The sequence below is a fragment of the Ramlibacter cellulosilyticus genome (assembly GCF_014297465.1).
Taxonomy (GTDB): Bacteria; Pseudomonadota; Gammaproteobacteria; order Burkholderiales; family Burkholderiaceae_C; genus Ramlibacter; species Ramlibacter cellulosilyticus.
This window is the reverse complement of the sequence record NZ_JACORT010000003.1, coordinates 368,268-384,418: the sequence shown is the minus strand read 5'-3', so window position 1 is coordinate 384,418 and position 16,151 is coordinate 368,268. Positions and strand designations below refer to the sequence as shown.

Sequence of the window (16,151 nt, the reverse complement as noted above, 5' to 3'; positions counted from 1 at the left end):
ATGAGGTTGATCGCGCTACCCGCTTTCCAGGACAACTACCTGTGGCTGCTGCACGACGGGCAGCGGGCGCTGGTCGTCGACCCTGGCGACGCCGGCCCGGTGCAGGCTTTCCTGGCCGACCAGGGCCTGCAACTGGAAGCGATTCTAGTCACGCACCACCACCCGGACCACGTCGGCGGCGTCGATGCCTTGCGCGATGCGACGGGGGCGCGCGTCTGGGGGCCCGCCCGCGAACGCATCCCGGAGCCGGTGACACGCCTGTCGGAAGGCGATGCCATCGAGGTGCTGGGGCTGCGCTTCGAGGTGCTGGACGTCCCGGGCCACACGGCGGGACACATCGCGTACTACTGCCCGGACTTCGAAGGCGCCCCCCTGCTCTTTTGCGGCGACACCCTGTTTTCGGGCGGTTGCGGGCGGCTGTTCGAAGGCACGCCGGCGCAGATGTTCGACTCGCTCGCCAAGCTGGCCGCCCTGCCCGGCGCCACCCGCGTGTGCTGCACGCACGAATACACCCTCTCGAACCTGAAATTTGCCACAGCCGTCGAGCCTGGCAATTCCCAGCTGAACCATTACCGGCAACAATGCGAGCAGAAGCGCTCGCATGGCGAGCCGACGCTGCCCTCCACGATCGCCGTGGAGAACGGCATCAATCCTTTCCTGCGCACGCGCCAGCCGGCCGTGGCGCAAGCCGCCCACGGGCACGACCCGGCGGCGGACCCGGCAGACCCGGTCGCGGTGTTCGCGGCCCTGCGCCAATGGAAGAACGAGTTCAGATGAAGAAGTACAAGCTGCTCGCCCTCACCGCCACGCTGGCTCTTGCCGGTTGCGCGACCACCATGGGTCCCGACGGCACGGCCACCGTCGAAAGCCGGGAGGTCGCCGCGGCCCAGGCGAAACCGCCGCTGCCCTCGGTCTTCCCCGACGGCCCGCTGTCGGCGATCCAGCCTTCGGAACTGAGCTCGCCATCCGTCGCCTCGCTGGAGCCGCCGCCGGACCTGTGGGCGCGCATCCGCCGCGGCTTCGCGATGCCCAACATCGAGAATGACCTGGTGCGGACGCACGAGCAGTGGTACGCCACGCGGCCCGACTACATGCAGCGCATGACGGACCGCTCGCGCAAGTACCTGTTCCACATCGTCGAGGAACTCGAGCGCCGCAACATGCCGACGGAGCTCGCGCTGCTGCCCTTCATCGAGAGCGCCTTCAACCCGCAGGCCGTGTCCAGCGCGCGCGCCGCGGGCATGTGGCAGTTCATGCCGGCCACCGGCAAGGACTACGACCTGAAGCAGAACGTGTTCCGCGACGACCGGCGCAGCGTGCTCCAGTCGACGCGCGCGGCGCTCGACTACCTGCAGCGCCTGTACGGCATGTTCGGCGACTGGCACCTCGCCCTCGCCGCCTACAACTGGGGCGAAGGCAACGTGAGCCGCGCCCTCGCGCGCAACCAGCAGCGCGGGGCCGGCACGGGCTACAACGACCTCAGCATGCCCGCCGAGACGCGCAACTACGTGCCCAAGCTGCAGGCGGTGAAGAACATCATCACCAGCCCCGACCAGTTCCGCGCGGAACTGCCGCTGATCGACAACCATCCCTACTTCCAGTCCGTCACGCTCACGCGCGACCTGGACGTGGAGCTCGCGGCCCGCCTGGCCGACGTGCCGATCGACGACTTCAAGGCGCTCAACCCGCAGTTGAACCGGCCCGTCATCCTCGCGGCCGGCACGGGACAGATCCTGCTGCCCTGGGACAACGCCACGGTCTTCAAGCGCAATTTCGAAGCGTACGACCAGGGCAGGTACGCGAGCTGGACGGCCTGGAGCGCGCCTTCCACGATGAGCGTGGCCGAAGCCGCGCGCCGCGTGGGCTGGACCGAGAACGAGCTGCGCACCGTGAACACCATCCCGCCGCGGATGTTGATCAAGGCCGGCTCCGTGCTGATCGTGCCGCGTCGCGGCGCCACCCAGTCCGACGTGGCCGGCCATGTCGCCGACAACGGGCAGTTGAGCCTCGCCCCCGAGATCGCCACGCGCCGCACGGTGGTCCGCGCGGGCAAGCACGAGACGGTCGGCAGCATCGCGCGCCGCTACAAGCTCAGCCCCGCGCAGGTGGCCGACTGGAACGACGTGGGTTCCTCGGCCGCCTTCAAGCCGGGCCAGCAGGTGGTGCTGCACCTGCCCGTGCGCAACACGGCGCGTGCGCCCGTGCGCGTGAACTCGCGCAACGTGAAGCAGGTGTCCTCCCGGCCGGCGGCGAAGCCCGCGGCGCAGAAGCCGGCGACGTCGAAATCGACGACGCCGAAGAAGCACCGCTGATCCGCGCCATGAGGTCCCCGGCCCCTTGATGCAGGACACCGGAGCCGCGCCGCTCGCAGCGCCAGGCCAGGCCGGTTCCTGGGGCAGGCCGGTCGCCGCCGCGGGCGCGGGCCTTGTCTACGGGTGCGCGTACGCGGGTGCGGGCTGGCTGCAGCCGTGGGTCGCGGCAGGTGCGCCCTCCACGATGCTCGTCGAAGGCGTGCTGCACATGCTGGTGCTGCCGCTGCTGCTGTGGGCGCTGGAACGCGCCTGCGCGAACACCCTGGTGCCGCTCGTGCCGCCCGGCGTGGCCTCGCGCCATCGCAAGCACGCACCCTGGACGGGCCTGGTGTGGGTGCCGGCGGCGGCGATCGCCGCGTCCGGCCACGCAAGTACCGCGCTGACCCTGGCGACGCTGGCGCTGCAGGTGCTGCTGCAGGCCGGCCTGCTGGGAGTGCTGCTGGAAAAGCGCGAGCGCGCCGCGCTGATGCGGTCGGAGCACTACCTCGCGAGCCTCTTCCTCCTCTCCGGCTTCGCGGCGCTGATCTACCAGGTCGCCTGGCAGCGCATCCTGTTCACGGAGTTCGGCGTCAACAGCGAGTCGGTGACGGCCATCGTCTCGGTCTTCATGTTCGGGCTGGGGGTCGGTGCCCTCGCAGGCGGATGGCTGCAGAAGCGCTTCCCGGACCGCCTGCTGCACATCTTCATCGCCATCGAATGCGGCATCGGCCTCTATGGTGCTTTCGGGGCCGCCCTCATCCACGCGGCCAGTCCGGCAACGGAGCCCACCATGGCGGGACTCGTGGCCCGCGTGTATGCCGTGCTGGCGTTGCCGACCTTGCTGATGGGCGCGACGCTGCCCGTGCTGATTGCGCACCTGCAGAAGTCCTTCCGCGACATCGGCCGCACGGTGTCCCTGCTCTACGCGTTGAACACCTTCGGCTCCGCGATCGCGTCCTTCGCCACCGTGCAGGTGCTGTTCGTCCTGTTCGGCTTGCGCGCGAGCATCGCCATCGCGGTGCTGTGCAACCTGGGCACGGCCTTCCTCGTGTACCGGGCGAGCCGGCACCTCGGCACCGCCGCGACGCCGGCTGCGGCACCGGCGCAGGAAGAGCGTGCGGAGGCCACGGCCTCCGCGTGGAGGCTGCCCTACCCGCTCGCGCTGGCCGCCCTCGCTGCCGTGGGCTACATCTCGCTGAGCCTGGAGATCCTGTGGTTCCGGCTGCTCGGGTTCATGACGGCGAGCCGGCCGGAGGTGTTCGGCATGCTGCTGGCCGTCTATCTGGCGGGCATCGGCTGGGGATCGCTGCGCACCCACGCCCGGCAGCCGGACGACCGCTCGGCCCGCCGTGCCCTCGTGCGCAGCCTCCTGCTGGCGGCAGCCGTCACCTGGCTGACCCTGCCCGTCACGAGCTGGACCACCGCGCTTGCGGGCAAGGGTCCCGGGCTGCTGCTGGCGTATGCCGCCGCAGGCGCGGTGGCCTTCTGGTGCGGCGCCGTGTTCCCGACCCTGGTGCACCTGGGCACGCGCGACCGCCGCAGCGATGCCGCCGGCCCGGTCACCTGGCTCTATTTCGCCAACATCGTCGGGGCGGCGCTCGGCCCCTTGCTCACCGGCTTCGTGCTGCTCGATCGCCTCTCGCTGGCGGACAACATGGCGCTGCTCGCGGTGCTGACGCTGGCGCTCGCGGCATTCGTCGGCGGACGCCTGGTGCTGCAGGCACCGCGCGGCCTGCAGGCGCTCGCGGTCGCGGCCCTGGCAGGCGCGGTCGTGCTGCACCCGCCCCTCGCCGCCGGCTCGCTCGAACGCCTGCTGTACGCGAGCGCCGGCAACCCCGCCTTCCGGCACGTGCTGGAGGACCGCAGCGCGATCATCGCCGTCGAGCCGAGCCGGCCCGACATCATGTACGGCCACGGCATCTTCGACGGGCGGTTCAACACCGACCCCGTCGTCGGCGGCAACGGGATCGAGCGCGCCTACCTCGGCGCGGCGCTGCATCCGGCGCCCCGGCGCGTGCTGGAGATCGGCCTGAGCACCGGCTCGTGGACGCGGGTGTTCTCCAGCTACGAACCCGTGCAGGAGATCGTGGTCGTGGAGATCGGGCGCGGCTACCCGCAGCTGGTGCGCCGCTACCCGGAGGTGGCGCCGGTGCTGGACGACCCGCGCATCCGCATCCTCCTCGACGACGGCCGCCGCTGGCTGAAGCACCACCCGGAGGAGAAGTTCGACTTCATCCTGATGAACACGAGCTTCCCGTGGCGCGCGAACATGACCAACCTGCTGTCCCGCGAGTTCCTCGAGCTCGCGCGCAGCCACCTGAATCCCGGCGGCATCGTCTACTACAACGCGCTGGGGTACGACCACGTCGCCCACACGGCGGCCCACGTCTTCCGGCACGTGAGCCGCTACCAGGGCTTCGTGGCGGCCAGCGACGCGCCCCTGGCGACGACGGCACCGCAACGCAGGGAGCGGCTCCTGCGGTTCCGGGGCGCCGATGGGCGCCCGGTGTTCGCGCGCTCTCCGGCGGCGACCGAGGTGCTGGAGACGCTCGCCGCCACGCCGCTGCCGGACGTCCGCGACCCGTTGCTCGCGCGGCGCGACCTGTGGCTCATCACGGACGACAACATGTCGACCGAGTTCAAGGTGCGGTACTGAACGGGCCTGCCGGAGACTGCCCGGCAGGCGCTTCCAGGCCTGTCAAGACTTGCACGCCACGCGTCCTGGTGCAGGACGACTCCGACGATCACTGCCGCCGCGCACTGATGCTTGCGGCGCGCAGCAGGCCCGACAGTCGGGTCATTGAATCCTCAGGAGTAAAAGCAATGCGAAACAAGACTCTGCTGGGCGCCGCTTTCGCCGCCGCCCTCATGGGCTTCGGTGCCGCCGCACAGGCGCAGTACACCGCCATCGTCTCCACCGCGCCGCCGGCGCCGCGCCACGAGGTCGTGCCCGCCCCGCGCGCCGGCTGGGTGTGGGCCCCCGGCCACTACGAGTGGCGCCGCGGCGAGTACGCCTGGGTCGAAGGCCAGTGGATGCGCGAGCGTCCCGGCTACGAGTACCGCGAAGCGCGCTGGGTGCAGCGAGGCGACGGCAGCTGGGTGCTGGTGGGCAACAACTGGGAACAGCGCATGGCCGAACGCGCCGAGCGTCGCGAAGAGCGCCGCGAAGCCCGCATGGCGCCCGACGCCGACTTCGACCGCGACGGCATCGCCAACCGCTACGACAAGGACATCGACGGCGACGGCATCCGCAACGGCCGCGACCGCTCTCCCTACAACCCGCGCCGCAGCTGAGCCGGCACACGTTGAGCCACAGGGGCCCGCACGGGCCCCTTTTTCTTTCGGATGTCATACCTTCGTGTGAGGCACGGTCCGACCTGCTTGACAGGGCCGCTCCGATGGTACCGGCGCGGCTTTCTGCCCATCATCGAAGCATCTTCACTTGCAGAGGTGCAACATGAAAAACAAGCTCGCATTCAGCGCCGCATTCGTCGCTTCCCTGATGGCCCTCGGGACCGCCGCCCACGCGCAGACGGGTCCGCGCCAGGACCTGGACCGCGACGGCATCCAGAACCGCTACGACAGGGACCGTGACGGCGACGGCATCGTGAACGCCCGCGATCCGCACCCGAACGTGCGCGACGTGCGCCGCGTGGCCCGCGTGGACCGCTTCGGCCCCAACGGCGACCTCGACCGCGACGGCATCCCGAACCGCCGCGACAACGATCGTGACGGCGACGGTTTCGCCAACAAGAGCGACCCGCAGCCGAACGTGTTCAACCGCACCCGCATCGTCCGCGGCCACGACATGGACGGCGACGGCATCGCCGACCGCTCCGACCGGGACCGCGACGGCGACCGCGTGGTGAACGCGCGCGACCAGTTCCCGAACGACCCGCGCCGGTCGTGATGAGGAGCATGTCATCGCGGGCTTGACCCGCAATCCATAGGGCGTCCCGTGGAGGCGCCCTGTGGATCCCGGCGCGAAGCCGGGATGACATGGGCTAAAGCTTCTCCGTCTCCCCCAGCCGCGGCTGCCACTTCATCAGCCGCCGCTCGATCTTCCCCACCATTCCATCCAGCGCCAGCGCGAAAGCCGTCAGCACCACGATCCCCGCGAACACCGTGTTCACGTCGAAGGTGCCTTCCGCCTGCAGGATCAGGTAGCCCACGCCGCGCGCCGAGCCGAGGTACTCCCCCACCACCGCGCCGACGAAGGCGAGCCCCACCGACGTGTGCAGGCTGGAGAACACCCAGCTCGTCGCGCTCGGGAGGTAGACCGTGCGCAGCAGCTGCTTGCGGTTCGCACCGAGCATGCGCGCGTTGGCCAGCACCACCGGGCTCACCTCGCGCACGCCCTGGTACACGTTGAAGAAGACGATGAAGAACACCAGCGTGACCGCGAGCGCCACCTTGCTCCAGATGCCCAGCCCGAACCACAGCGCGAAGATCGGCGCGAGGATCACCCGCGGCATGGAGTTCAGCGCCTTGATGTAGGGATCCATGATCGCGCTGGCCGCGGGCGCGAGCGCGAGCCACAGGCCCACCGCGAGGCCCAGCACCGTGCCGAGCACGAAGGCCAGCACGGTCTCCAGCAGCGTCACGCCCAGGTGCACGTAGATGTCGGCGCGCCCGGACAGGCCGTCCGGGAACAGCGCGTTGGGCGCGACCCCGATCGGCACGAACCACGACCAGATGCGCCCCGCCACCTTGATCGGCTCGCCCAGGAAGAACGCGGTCTGCTCGTTGCGCGAGACCAGGTGCCAGAACAGCAGCAGGAAGACGAGCACGCCGACCTGCCACGCCAGCAGCTTGCGCCCGCCCATCTCAGGCCGCCTTGCGCAGCTGCTGCGCGTAGCCCTTGAGCACCTCGTCGCGCAGCACCGCCCAGATGCTCGCGTGCAGTTCCACGAAGCGCGGGTGCATGCGGACTTCCGCCACGTCGCGCGGACGCGGCAGGTCGATGGTGAATTCGCCGATCGGGTGCGTGGCCGGCCCGGCCGACAGCACCACGACGCGGTCGCTCATGGCGATCGCCTCGTCGAGGTCGTGCGTGATGAACAGCACGGCCTTTCTCTTCGCGGCCCAGAGGTCCAGCACCTCGTTCTCCATCAGCTGCCGCGTCTGGATGTCCAGCGCGCTGAAGGGTTCGTCCATGAGGATGATGTCCGGGTCCAGCGCGAGCACCTGCGCGAGCGCGGTGCGCTTGCGCATGCCGCCGGAAAGCTGGTGCGGATAGCGGTCCCCGAAGCCCGCGAGGCCGACGCGCGCCAGCCACGCCTCGGCCTGCGCACGCGCTTCGGCGTCGGGCAGGCCGCGGTACTGCAGGCCGACCATCACGTTGTCCAGCGCGCTGCGCCAGGGCATCAGCGCCTCGGACTGGAACATGTAGCCGGCGCGCCGGTTGATGCCCGCGAGCGGCTCGCCGAAGACGCGCACGTGGCCCGACGACGGCTCCAGCAGGCCGGCGGCGATGTTCAGCAGCGTCGACTTGCCGCAGCCCGTGGGCCCCACCACCGACACGAACTCGCCGGCGGCGACGTGCAGGCTGGTGGCGGCGACGGCGGTGTAGCGCGCATCGCGCTCCTCGCGGGAGCGGAAGGTGACGGTGATGTCCTGGAGCTCGAGCGCGTGCAACGCCGCACTCACGCCTTGAACTTGTCCTTGGCGCGCCGGGCGAAGTCGTTGGTGTAGGTCTTCGCCAGGTCGATCTTCTCGGGCTTCACCGTCGGCTCGAAGCTGGCCAGCGCCTTGAGCGCCGTCTTCGCGCCGTCCTCGGGCAGCACGCCGTCGATGTTGATCGCCTCGCGCACCTTGTTGAAGGAGGCGAGGTAGAGCGCGCGGTCGCCGAGCAGGTAGCTTTCCGGCACGGTCTTGATGATGTCGCTCGGCCCGGCCGTCTGCAGCCACTTCAGGCCGTGCACGATGGCGTTGGCCAGCGCCTGGCAGGTGTTGGGGTTCTGGCGGACGAAGTCCGAGTGCGTGTAGAAGCAGGCCGCGGGCATGGGGCCGCCGAAGACCTCGTGCGTGCCCTTGAGCGTGCGCGTGTCGCTGATGATGCGCACGTCGCCCTTCTGTTCGAGCATGGTCATCACCGGGTCGGTGTTGCACATCGCGTCGATCTGGCCGGAGCGCAGCGCCGCGAGCGCGCCCGCGCCCGTGCCGACCCCGACGTAGCTCACCTCGGTCGCCTTGATGCCGGCGCGCGAGAGCACGAGGTTGGACACCATGTTGGTCGACGAGCCGGGCGCCGACACGCCGATCTTCTTGCCGCGCAGGTCGGCGAGGCCCTTGTAGCCCGGCACGGCCTTCACCGACACGCCCATCGCGATCTGCGGCGCGCGGCCCATGAGCACGATGGACTGGATGAACTGGTTCTTCGACTGCATGTTGATCGTGTGCTCGTAGGCACCGCTCACCACGTCCGCCGAATTGCCCATGAGGGCCTGCAGGGCCTTCGCGCCGCCGGCGAAGTCGGAGATCTCCACGTCCAGGCCCTCGGCCTTGAAGTAGCCCAGTTGCTCCGAGATCGTCAGGGGAAGGTAGTAGAACGCGGCCTTGCCGCCGACGGCGATCGCAACCTTGGTCTTCTCCGGCTTGCCTTGCGCGCGCAGCGAGGGCGCGGCGACGGCCGCGGCCGCGAGCAGCGCGAAGCGCCGCCGGTTCAGGGTTGTCCTCGTCATGGCAGGCCTCTCACCTCGTCATTCTTCTGGGAATGCCGAGAGGGTAGGCCGCGTGCTGCAACGCCGCATCGGGACGATCCCGTGCGGGTTTTCACGTAACGGGAATGACCTCAGCGCCAGGCCGCGCCGAGGAAGATCAGGATGTTGATCAGGAAGGCCGCGCCCCAGACCGCGGAGCGCGGCAAGCCGAAGCCGCCGACGTACAGCGCGATGTAGACGATGCGCATGAACACGAAGAGCACCGCGAGGATGTCCAGGCGCGTCTGCGCTGCGCCCAGCTGGTGCGCGATGATCACGGCGCCGATGAAGAAGGGCAGCGCCTCGAAGCTGTTGGCCTGCGCCGCGTTCGCGCGCGCCTGCCAGCCCTGCTGCCTGGCGAGCCATGCCCGCGGGTCGTTGTTGTCGTAGCCGCCCTGGCTGCGCGGCTTGCCGAACCCCTGGGACTTCGCGAGGTACGCGCAGCCGTAAGGCAGCAGCACCGCTGCCAGCACGCACCAGTACGCCACCGTCATGTGGGCGTAGTTCATGTTCTACCTGCTCCTCCGGTCCACCAGCGCATGCGCGATGGTCCCCAGATCGACGTATTCGAGTTCACTGCCTGCCGGCACGCCGCGCGCGAGGCGCGTGACCTTCAGGCCCTTCTGCTTCAGCGCTTCCGCGATCACGTGCGCCGTGGCTTCACCCTCCGCGGTGAAGTTGGTGGCGAGGATCACCTCCTGCACCTCGCCGTTGGTGGCCCGGGCGAACAGCTTGCCCAGGCCGATGTCGCGCGGGCCGATGCCGTCCAGCGGACTCAGCTTCCCCATCAGCACGAAATAGAGGCCGTTGTAGGCCTGCGTGCGTTCCAGTGCCGCCTGGTCGGCGGGCGTCTCCACCACGCACAGCTTGGTGCGGTCCCGCTGCGGGCTGCGGCAGGTGGTGCACACCTCGTCCTCGGTGAACGTGTGGCATTCGCTGCAGTGGCGCACGTTGCGGGCGGCCTGCTCCAGCGCGCGCGAAAGCACGTGCGCGCCCTCGCGGTCGTGCTGCAGCAGGTGGAAGGCCATGCGCGAGGCGGACTTGGCACCCACCCCGGGGAGGCGCCGCAGCGCCTCGACCAGTGCCTGGAGGGAAGGTTCTGCCAATGCTTAGAACGGCAGCTTCATGCCCGGGGGGAGCCCCGCGGTGAGCTTGCCCATCTTTTCCTGCGTGGTCTCTTCGGCCTTGCGCACGGCGGCGTTGAAGGCGGCGGCCACGAGGTCTTCCAGCATGTCCTTGTCGTCCGCCAGCAGGCTGGGGTCGATGGTGACGCGCTTGACGTCGTGCTTGCAGGTCATCACGACCTTCACGAGGCCGGCGCCGGACTCGCCGCTCACCTCGATGGTGGCGAGCTCGTCCTGCGCCTTCTTCAGGTTGTCCTGCATCTGCTGGGCCTGCTTCATCAGGCCGGCCAGCTGTCCCTTGTTGAACATGGTGGTCTCTCTAGTGTTTGGCGATCGGTTTGATGCTGCCCGGGACGATTTTCGCCCCAAAGTCACGCTGCATCTGCTGCACGAAAGGATCGTTCAGGATGATCTGTTCGGCCGCGAGCTGGCGTTCGGCGGCGGCCACGGCGTTGCGGCGCGCCGGGCTGTCGGTGATGGGACCCACTTCGACCGAGAGGTCGACGGCGTGGCCGGCCGCGTGCAGCGCGGTGCGCAGGCGCTCGCGGCTCTGCGGCTGGTTCAGCGATTCGCGCTCGACGCGCAGCATCCAGTGGCCCTCGTCGCGCGCGACGAGCTGCGCCTGCAGCGCGAGCTCGCGCACGAGCGCCGTGATGGCCTCGCGCTCCACGAGCTGCTGCACGGTGGCCTGCCAGAAATCGCCCTCGGGGGTGGGCACCACGGTGGGCACGCCGGAGGGCGCTTCGCGCAGGGGTTCGGGCTGCACGCGCACGGGGACGCCGAGCACGTCGTTGTTCGGGCGTGCCTGCGGCGGCGTGGCCCGCGGCGGGGCCTGGCGCGGTTCGACGACGGGGAGGACGTGGCCGGGGGGAGCGGCGGGGCGGGGTTGCGGTTGGGGTTGCGCCTGCGGCGCATCGCTGGGGTTCGCTGCGCTCACCGCCAGCCTACCAGCCGCCTCGGCGGGTTTCGGGGGCTGGGCCGCCGGCACCGTAAGCTGGGTTGCCGCAGGCACCCCAGCGTTCGCGCCCCCATCATTCAGAGTTTTTTTTTCCGCCGCGCCCGGTTTGAAGGCAAGAAGTCGCAGCAGCACCATCGTCAACGCCGCGTATTCGTCCGGCGCCAGCCCCAGCTCCTGCCGTCCATGCAGGCAGATGCTGTAAAGCAGCTGCGTCTCGTCCGCCGGCATCAGCTGCGCGAGCCGCGCGACCGTCGCTGCTTCCTCGTCGCCCGTGTCCGCTGCCTGGGGAACCGCCTGCAGCACTGCCATGCGCTGCAGCACCATGCTCATTTCCTCCAGCGCCGCGCCTGCCGACAGGCCGTGCACCCGCAGCGCCTCGGAGGTCTCGACCACCGACTTGCCATCGCCCCGCGCCAGCGCCTCGACGAGGCGGAACACGTGGCTGCGGTCCACGCTCCCGAGCATCTGGCGCACGGGTGCTTCCTGCAGCTGGCCGCCGCCGAAGGCGATCGCCTGGTCGGTGAGGGACAGCGCATCGCGCATCGACCCGCGCGCCGCGCGCGAAAGCAGCTTCAGCGCCTGCGCGTCCGCGGGCACGCCTTCTTCCCCGAGCACGCGCCCCAGGTGTTCCTGCACCGTCTCCGGCGCCATCGGCCGCAGGTTGAACTGCAGGCAGCGGGAGAGCACCGTCACCGGCACCTTCTGCGGGTCGGTGGTGGCCAGCACGAACTTGAGGTATTCCGGCGGCTCCTCCAGCGTCTTGAGCATCGCGTTGAACGCGTGCCCCGTGAGCATGTGCACTTCGTCGATCATGAAGACCTTGAAGCGCCCTTGCACCGGCTTGTAGACCGCCTGTTCCAGCAGCGACTGGACCTCGTCCACCCCGCGGTTGGAAGCGGCGTCCAGCTCGGTGTAGTCGACGAAGCGGCCCGCGTCGATGTCCATGCAGGCCTGGCACACGCCGCAGGGCGTGGCGGTGATGCCGCCCTGCCCGTCCGGCCCCTGGCAGTTCAGCGACTTGGCCAGGATCCGCGACACCGTGGTCTTGCCCACGCCACGCGTCCCGGTGAAGAGGTAGGCATGGTGCAGCCGCTGCTGCTCCAGGGCATTCGTGAGGGCCTGCACCACGTGCTCCTGGCCGACCATCTGCGCGAAGGTCTTGGGCCGGTACTTCCGGGCGAGCACGAGATAGGACATTCCGTCGATTCTAAGGTGGCCTTCCGGCCAACTCGGCCTTGCAACTCGCCTACAATCTCACCTGACGGGCCTCCCCGCATGGTGAAGCGGCCAACCGGGTCAGGTGGGGAACCAAGCAGCCCTAACTGTGGAGCCAGTGCCGGGGGTAAGGCTCGTCAACTTCTTCTCGCAGAAGCCTTGTAGATCAAGCACTTAGTAGTGCGTGGTCGCCAAGACAGGGCCATCTGTGCCGCCTGCCGTGTCACTTCGGGTGCCACGTTGATCCACGCCGGCGGCCTTCACGTTCGATCAGGCAGCGGACGGCCGTCGCAAAGCCGTCCGGCAAGCAAGGTCCCCAGCACGGCTCCCACCACCTCTGCGGCCATGAACGCGCCGGCGCTGGTCGGGGCAATGCCTGCGAAGCTGTTGCTGAACATCCTGCCGACCACGGCGGCAGGGTTGGCGAACGAGGTACTGGACGTGAACCAGTACGCCGCGCCGATGAAGGCCGCCACGATGAGGCTTCCCCGGCCAGCGGGGGCACGCAAGATCACGAACAGCAGCCCTGCCGTGGCGACGGCCTCGCCGATCCACTGCCCCCACCCCGAGCGCACCTTGGTGCTGAACTCGGTGACGGGCATGTCGAACATGGCGTTGGCCAGGAACGCGCCGACGATGCCGCCGACGACCTGGGCCACGATGAACATCCCCACGGCAACGTACCCCTGCTGCGGCCTGAAGTCGCCGCGCACCGTGAGCATGACCGTCACCACCGGATTGAAGTGCGCGCCGCTGATCGGCCAGAGCGTCTCGATCAGGACGAACAAGATGAACACCGTCGCCAGTGTGTTGGCGAGCAAGGCGACGCCGGCGTTCCCGCCGCTCAGGCGCTCGGCCATGATGCCGGACCCGATCACGGCGCACAGGAGCGCCGCCGTGCCGACGAATTCGGCCACCAGCGCTTGACGCAGCGGACGCATCAGAAGACGTTCGCCATCTCGCGGGCCTTGGCTTGCAGGGACAGCCGGTCGAGGGTCTCCGGCCTTGCAGCGATGAACAGCTCCAGGCGTCGCCTGATGCCGTTCAAGGTGTCGTTGAAGGCCCAGAGCCGCGCCTCCTTGCTGCCCGGGAACTCGCTGGGGTCCGGGTAGCGCCAGTGCGCCGTGGCAGGAGCGCCGGGCCAGTAGGGGCACGCCTCCCCCGCCGCGTTGTCGCACACCGTGATGACCAGATCCATGGCCGGGGCCTCCGGGCGGGCGAACTCGTTCCAGCTCTTGCTGCGAAGCCCCTCGGTCGCCACGCCGGCCTCCTGCAGGACCTGCAGCGCGAGCGGGTTGGGCTGCTGGTCGTCGCGGGGGCTGCTGCCCGCCGAGAAGGCGCGGAGGCGGCCGTCGCCCATGTGGTTCAGGAGCGCCTCGGCCAGGATGCTGCGCGCCGAGTTGTGCGTGCAGAGGAACAGCACGTTCAGGGGCTTCGCGGCCATCGCGCTTCCTTCAGCAGCAGCTCTTGCCGCTGGTGTTCGCGACGGGCTTCGGCATGAACTGCACGGTCGCCGTCGGCGCGGTGGCGCAGCATGCGGCGTCCGCCGCCGGGCGCGTCTCGCTGAACACCGGGATCGCGTCCAGCGTCTGGAACTGCTCCCAGGCGATGCCCTGCGGGTCCGTGATCCAGTACTTGTCACTCCTGGCGTAGCAGCAGGTGGTCTCGCCTTCATCCAGCAGCGCCATGTCGGCCTGCATGGCGTTGGCCTTCATCGCGGCCAGCTCCCCGGGCGTCTCCACCTGGATGCCGAGGTGATCGACGCCGGTCGCGGTGCCCCGCGTCGAGATGGCGAAGTTGACCGGCGGGTCCGCCAGCATCCACTTGGCGTAGTCCGGCTCCGTGCGGGCGGGCTGCTGGCCGAACATGGCGCTATAGAAGGCGATGTTCCTGGCGAGGTCGTCGACGTGGACATGGACGTGGAAACGCTTCATGGTGGCTCCTTCAGCAGGTCTTGCAGGTCGTGGCTGCGGGGTCGAGGCACTCCGCGCCCTGGCAGCAGTGCGCCGTCAGGTAGCCGAGAACCTCGTTCATGCGGTCGTAGGCGGCGCGGTACACGATGTTCCGACCGGCGCGCTCCTGCGTGACCAGATCGGCGTGGACCAGTTCCTTGAGGTGGAAGGACAGCGTCGCGGCGGGCATCGCCAGCGCCTCGGCCATCGTGCCCGGCGTCAACCCTTGCTGGCCGACGACGACCAGGGCGCGGAATACCTGCAGGCGGGCGGGATGCGCGAGAGCCGCCAGTGCGCGAATGACTTCCTTTTCTTCCACGATTCGATAATAGTGGAAATATCGTCCCCGCGCAAAGTCCTCCCCGTGTGGACGTCGATCCTGCCGCGCGAGCGTGAGGAATCCTGGGGATGGGGACTCCAGGCCGCCCAGGGGTGCGCCCGGTCCCCAACTTCCCTCCCCTTTCCTTCCCCGCGCGTCGGACGAGTGTGCCGGATTTGGCACATCCCCCCGTCCGGGCGATGTACACGGCCCGCCATTGCCGCTTACATTTGACAACATACGAGGTTGGGGGCCATCCGTGAGCAACGCGAAGGGGAACCGCGTCCCGGGCCAGCTGCCGGCCGGGCGCGAAGAAGTCGAAGTCGTCGAAAAGAGCAGCGACACCTCCTGGGCCATGTTCCAGGCCCTGCAGGGCCAGCAGCAGCGTGGCTTCGAGAAGACGCGGCCCACGGGCCTTGCCGTCGGCGCGAACCATCCCGCGGCCAGCGAGGACATCACGCTCGACGACGTGCTGGTCGTCGTGCGGCAGAACAACCGCGTCTGCCCGTTGCCCGCGATCTGGCAGCGCCTGTACGCCTACCTCCCGAACACCGGCCCGCACCTGCCCAAGGTGCCGGCGACCCATGCCGAATGGTCGCAGGTGCCCTCGCTGCAGAAGCGCGCCATCCTGCGCGAACACATCCAGTGGGCGGCCACCCAGGGCGTGCTGCGCCAGGTCTACGAGGCGCTGCGCAAGCTGCCCGAGAACAAGTGGCACCACATCGGTGAATAGCCCCGGGACGGCACGGCCGCCGTCCTGCACAGGCTGCGTTTCCGCCTACCTGATGTCCTCCGCGCCGCCGGCGCTGGAGGTTCCTTTTCTTACAGCATCCACCCTCCAGCTCCCACAAACTTCCTACGGACCTGCCACCTAGACTGCGTCGCATCACTGGGAGGTGAGCCATGGAGAAGGTCGCTGGAGCCGGCGAGCACGCCGAAGGTCGTTGGAAGTCCGCGCTGGGCTGCATCGCCGCCCTGGCCGGTTGCGTCGTGTGCCCCGCCATCCAGGCGCAGGATGCGGACACGGGGTCCGCCGAAGTGCTCGTCGCCGAGGCACGAACGGACAAGCCCGTGCGCGTGGAGGTGCAGACGAGCGCGCTGCCCCGCTTCGACGCGCAGGACGGCGGCTTCCAGGCACCGCGCGTGGACTTCTCCGTCACCCCCCTCAACGCCAACGGCAACGGCCTCGGCGCGGTGCTCGGCATGGCCAACCCCGGCGCCGGCGCGCAACCGATGGGCCTGCAGCCCCGCCCGGCGGTGGACCTGGGCCTGCGCTGGACGCAGCGACTGCAGAGCCAGCGCATCGACGTCACCGCCTGGCGCCGCCTCAGCGGTGCGGACGACGCGTACACGATGATCCAGATGCGGCAGCCGGTCTACGGCGCACGGGTGGAGCTGAACCTGTCCGCTGCCCCGCCCCGCAAGGCTGGTTTCGCGTTCGATCGCGGCTTCGTCGGCCTGCAGCTCGAAGGCGGTGCGCGCATCACCATCAAGCGCAAGGATGGAAGGCCGATGGTGTACTACCGGACGGCGTTCTGAGGGCGAACGCTGGGGTGCGCTTCGCGCAACCCAGCCTACGGTTCGCCTGCGG

Annotated in this window: 18 protein-coding genes and 1 other RNA gene; 8 read left to right on the top strand and 11 right to left on the bottom strand. The window is 69.4% G+C overall.

From position 1 onward, the window contains the following. The 5 genes from gloB (at position 1) to H8N03_RS10495 (ending at position 6,201) form a co-directional block, all read left to right on the top strand. Positions 1-777, top strand: a complete 777-nt coding sequence (gene gloB, locus H8N03_RS10515; RefSeq protein WP_187076111.1) for a hydroxyacylglutathione hydrolase — start codon at positions 1-3, stop codon at positions 775-777. Continuing rightward, complete coding sequence (locus H8N03_RS10510) at positions 774-2,312, top strand: transglycosylase SLT domain-containing protein (protein WP_187076110.1); 1,539 nt, start codon at positions 774-776, stop codon at positions 2,310-2,312. The genes gloB and H8N03_RS10510 overlap by 4 nt, the downstream gene beginning before the upstream one ends. Before the next feature lie 28 nt (positions 2,313-2,340). Continuing rightward, positions 2,341-4,947: a spermine/spermidine synthase domain-containing protein gene (locus tag H8N03_RS10505; RefSeq protein ID WP_187076109.1), complete on the top strand. Its 2,607-nt coding sequence runs from the start codon at positions 2,341-2,343 to the stop codon at positions 4,945-4,947. A gap of 167 nt (positions 4,948-5,114) precedes the next feature. Further along, complete coding sequence (locus tag H8N03_RS10500) at positions 5,115-5,585, top strand: thrombospondin type 3 repeat-containing protein (RefSeq protein WP_187076108.1); 471 nt, start codon at positions 5,115-5,117, stop codon at positions 5,583-5,585. A 163-nt stretch (positions 5,586-5,748) separates the two neighbouring features. Then, positions 5,749-6,201: a hypothetical protein gene (locus H8N03_RS10495; protein ID WP_187076107.1), complete on the top strand. Its 453-nt coding sequence runs from the start codon at positions 5,749-5,751 to the stop codon at positions 6,199-6,201. Positions 6,202-6,295: 94 nt separating this feature from the next. Here the strand turns inward: H8N03_RS10495 and H8N03_RS10490 are convergent, their stop codons facing one another. The 7 genes from H8N03_RS10490 to dnaX all read right to left on the bottom strand — a co-directional run bounded on the left by H8N03_RS10490 (position 6,296) and on the right by dnaX (position 12,271). Beyond that, positions 6,296-7,117, bottom strand: a complete 822-nt coding sequence (locus H8N03_RS10490) for an ABC transporter permease (protein ID WP_187076106.1) — start codon at positions 7,115-7,117, stop codon at positions 6,296-6,298. A gap of 1 nt (position 7,118) precedes the next feature. Then, a complete protein-coding gene (locus tag H8N03_RS10485; RefSeq protein ID WP_187076105.1) occupies positions 7,119-7,940 on the bottom strand; it encodes an ABC transporter ATP-binding protein in 822 nt (273 codons plus the stop codon). Then, positions 7,937-8,974: an ABC transporter substrate-binding protein gene (locus H8N03_RS10480; RefSeq protein WP_187076104.1), complete on the bottom strand. Its 1,038-nt coding sequence runs from the start codon at positions 8,972-8,974 to the stop codon at positions 7,937-7,939. Before H8N03_RS10480 ends, H8N03_RS10485 begins: the two co-directional genes overlap by 4 nt. A gap of 110 nt (positions 8,975-9,084) precedes the next feature. Continuing rightward, positions 9,085-9,501, bottom strand: a complete 417-nt coding sequence (locus tag H8N03_RS10475; RefSeq protein WP_187076103.1) for an MAPEG family protein — start codon at positions 9,499-9,501, stop codon at positions 9,085-9,087. A gap of 3 nt (positions 9,502-9,504) precedes the next feature. Next, entirely contained in the window at positions 9,505-10,098 is a 594-nt protein-coding gene (recR, locus tag H8N03_RS10470; protein ID WP_187076102.1) for a recombination mediator RecR, read from the bottom strand. A 3-nt stretch (positions 10,099-10,101) separates the two neighbouring features. Further along, a complete protein-coding gene (locus H8N03_RS10465) occupies positions 10,102-10,425 on the bottom strand; it encodes a YbaB/EbfC family nucleoid-associated protein (protein WP_187076101.1) in 324 nt (107 codons plus the stop codon). 10 nt (positions 10,426-10,435) lie between these two features. Then, complete coding sequence (gene dnaX / locus H8N03_RS10460; RefSeq protein ID WP_187076100.1) at positions 10,436-12,271, bottom strand: DNA polymerase III subunit gamma/tau; 1,836 nt, start codon at positions 12,269-12,271, stop codon at positions 10,436-10,438. A gap of 63 nt (positions 12,272-12,334) precedes the next feature. Between dnaX and ffs the strand changes: the two genes are divergently transcribed. Beyond that, positions 12,335-12,431: signal recognition particle sRNA small type (gene ffs, locus H8N03_RS10455), an RNA gene on the top strand. A 118-nt stretch (positions 12,432-12,549) separates the two neighbouring features. Here the strand turns inward: ffs and H8N03_RS10450 are convergent. From H8N03_RS10450 to H8N03_RS26290, 4 genes are read right to left on the bottom strand one after another with little or no spacing between them, the layout of a single operon-like run. Beyond that, positions 12,550-13,230 carry an aquaporin gene (locus H8N03_RS10450; RefSeq protein ID WP_187076099.1) on the bottom strand — a complete coding sequence of 227 codons (681 nt, stop codon included), beginning with the start codon at positions 13,228-13,230 and terminating at the stop codon, positions 12,550-12,552. After that, the gene (locus tag H8N03_RS10445) at positions 13,230-13,733 is read right to left on the bottom strand and encodes an arsenate reductase ArsC (protein WP_187076098.1); all 504 of its coding nucleotides are present in this window, start codon (positions 13,731-13,733) and stop codon (positions 13,230-13,232) included. The genes H8N03_RS10450 and H8N03_RS10445 overlap by 1 nt, the downstream gene beginning before the upstream one ends. Before the next feature lie 10 nt (positions 13,734-13,743). Continuing rightward, positions 13,744-14,223, bottom strand: a complete 480-nt coding sequence (locus tag H8N03_RS10440) for an ArsI/CadI family heavy metal resistance metalloenzyme (RefSeq protein WP_187076097.1) — start codon at positions 14,221-14,223, stop codon at positions 13,744-13,746. Positions 14,224-14,233: 10 nt separating this feature from the next. Continuing rightward, entirely contained in the window at positions 14,234-14,560 is a 327-nt protein-coding gene (locus H8N03_RS26290; protein ID WP_187076096.1) for an ArsR/SmtB family transcription factor, read from the bottom strand. A gap of 259 nt (positions 14,561-14,819) precedes the next feature. Here H8N03_RS26290 and H8N03_RS10430 point away from each other — a divergent pair, with 259 nt between their 5' ends. Together H8N03_RS10430 and H8N03_RS10425 are read left to right on the top strand one after the other, a co-directional pair. Continuing rightward, positions 14,820-15,293 (top strand): hypothetical protein, encoded by a 474-nt coding sequence (locus H8N03_RS10430; RefSeq protein WP_187076095.1) that lies wholly within the window; start codon positions 14,820-14,822, stop codon positions 15,291-15,293. Between the two features lie 170 nt (positions 15,294-15,463). Next, positions 15,464-16,099: a hypothetical protein gene (locus H8N03_RS10425; protein WP_187076094.1), complete on the top strand. Its 636-nt coding sequence runs from the start codon at positions 15,464-15,466 to the stop codon at positions 16,097-16,099. The last annotated feature ends 52 nt before the right edge of the window (positions 16,100-16,151 follow it).

Coding starts and splice junctions, on each gene's coding strand:
- gloB (WP_187076111.1), top strand. CDS start 1: ATGAGGTTGATCGCGCTACCCGCTTTCCAGGACAACTACCTGTGGCTG.
- H8N03_RS10510 (WP_187076110.1), top strand. CDS start 774: ATGAAGAAGTACAAGCTGCTCGCCCTCACCGCCACGCTGGCTCTTGCC.
- H8N03_RS10505 (WP_187076109.1), top strand. CDS start 2,341: ATGCAGGACACCGGAGCCGCGCCGCTCGCAGCGCCAGGCCAGGCCGGT.
- H8N03_RS10500 (WP_187076108.1), top strand. CDS start 5,115: ATGCGAAACAAGACTCTGCTGGGCGCCGCTTTCGCCGCCGCCCTCATG.
- H8N03_RS10495 (WP_187076107.1), top strand. CDS start 5,749: ATGAAAAACAAGCTCGCATTCAGCGCCGCATTCGTCGCTTCCCTGATG.
- H8N03_RS10490 (WP_187076106.1), bottom strand. CDS start 7,117: ATGGGCGGGCGCAAGCTGCTGGCGTGGCAGGTCGGCGTGCTCGTCTTC.
- H8N03_RS10480 (WP_187076104.1), bottom strand. CDS start 8,974: ATGACGAGGACAACCCTGAACCGGCGGCGCTTCGCGCTGCTCGCGGCC.
- H8N03_RS10475 (WP_187076103.1), bottom strand. CDS start 9,501: ATGAACTACGCCCACATGACGGTGGCGTACTGGTGCGTGCTGGCAGCG.
- H8N03_RS10465 (WP_187076101.1), bottom strand. CDS start 10,425: ATGTTCAACAAGGGACAGCTGGCCGGCCTGATGAAGCAGGCCCAGCAG.
- dnaX (WP_187076100.1), bottom strand. CDS start 12,271: ATGTCCTATCTCGTGCTCGCCCGGAAGTACCGGCCCAAGACCTTCGCG.
- H8N03_RS10450 (WP_187076099.1), bottom strand. CDS start 13,230: ATGCGTCCGCTGCGTCAAGCGCTGGTGGCCGAATTCGTCGGCACGGCG.
- H8N03_RS10445 (WP_187076098.1), bottom strand. CDS start 13,733: ATGGCCGCGAAGCCCCTGAACGTGCTGTTCCTCTGCACGCACAACTCG.
- H8N03_RS10440 (WP_187076097.1), bottom strand. CDS start 14,223: ATGAAGCGTTTCCACGTCCATGTCCACGTCGACGACCTCGCCAGGAAC.
- H8N03_RS10425 (WP_187076094.1), top strand. CDS start 15,464: ATGGAGAAGGTCGCTGGAGCCGGCGAGCACGCCGAAGGTCGTTGGAAG.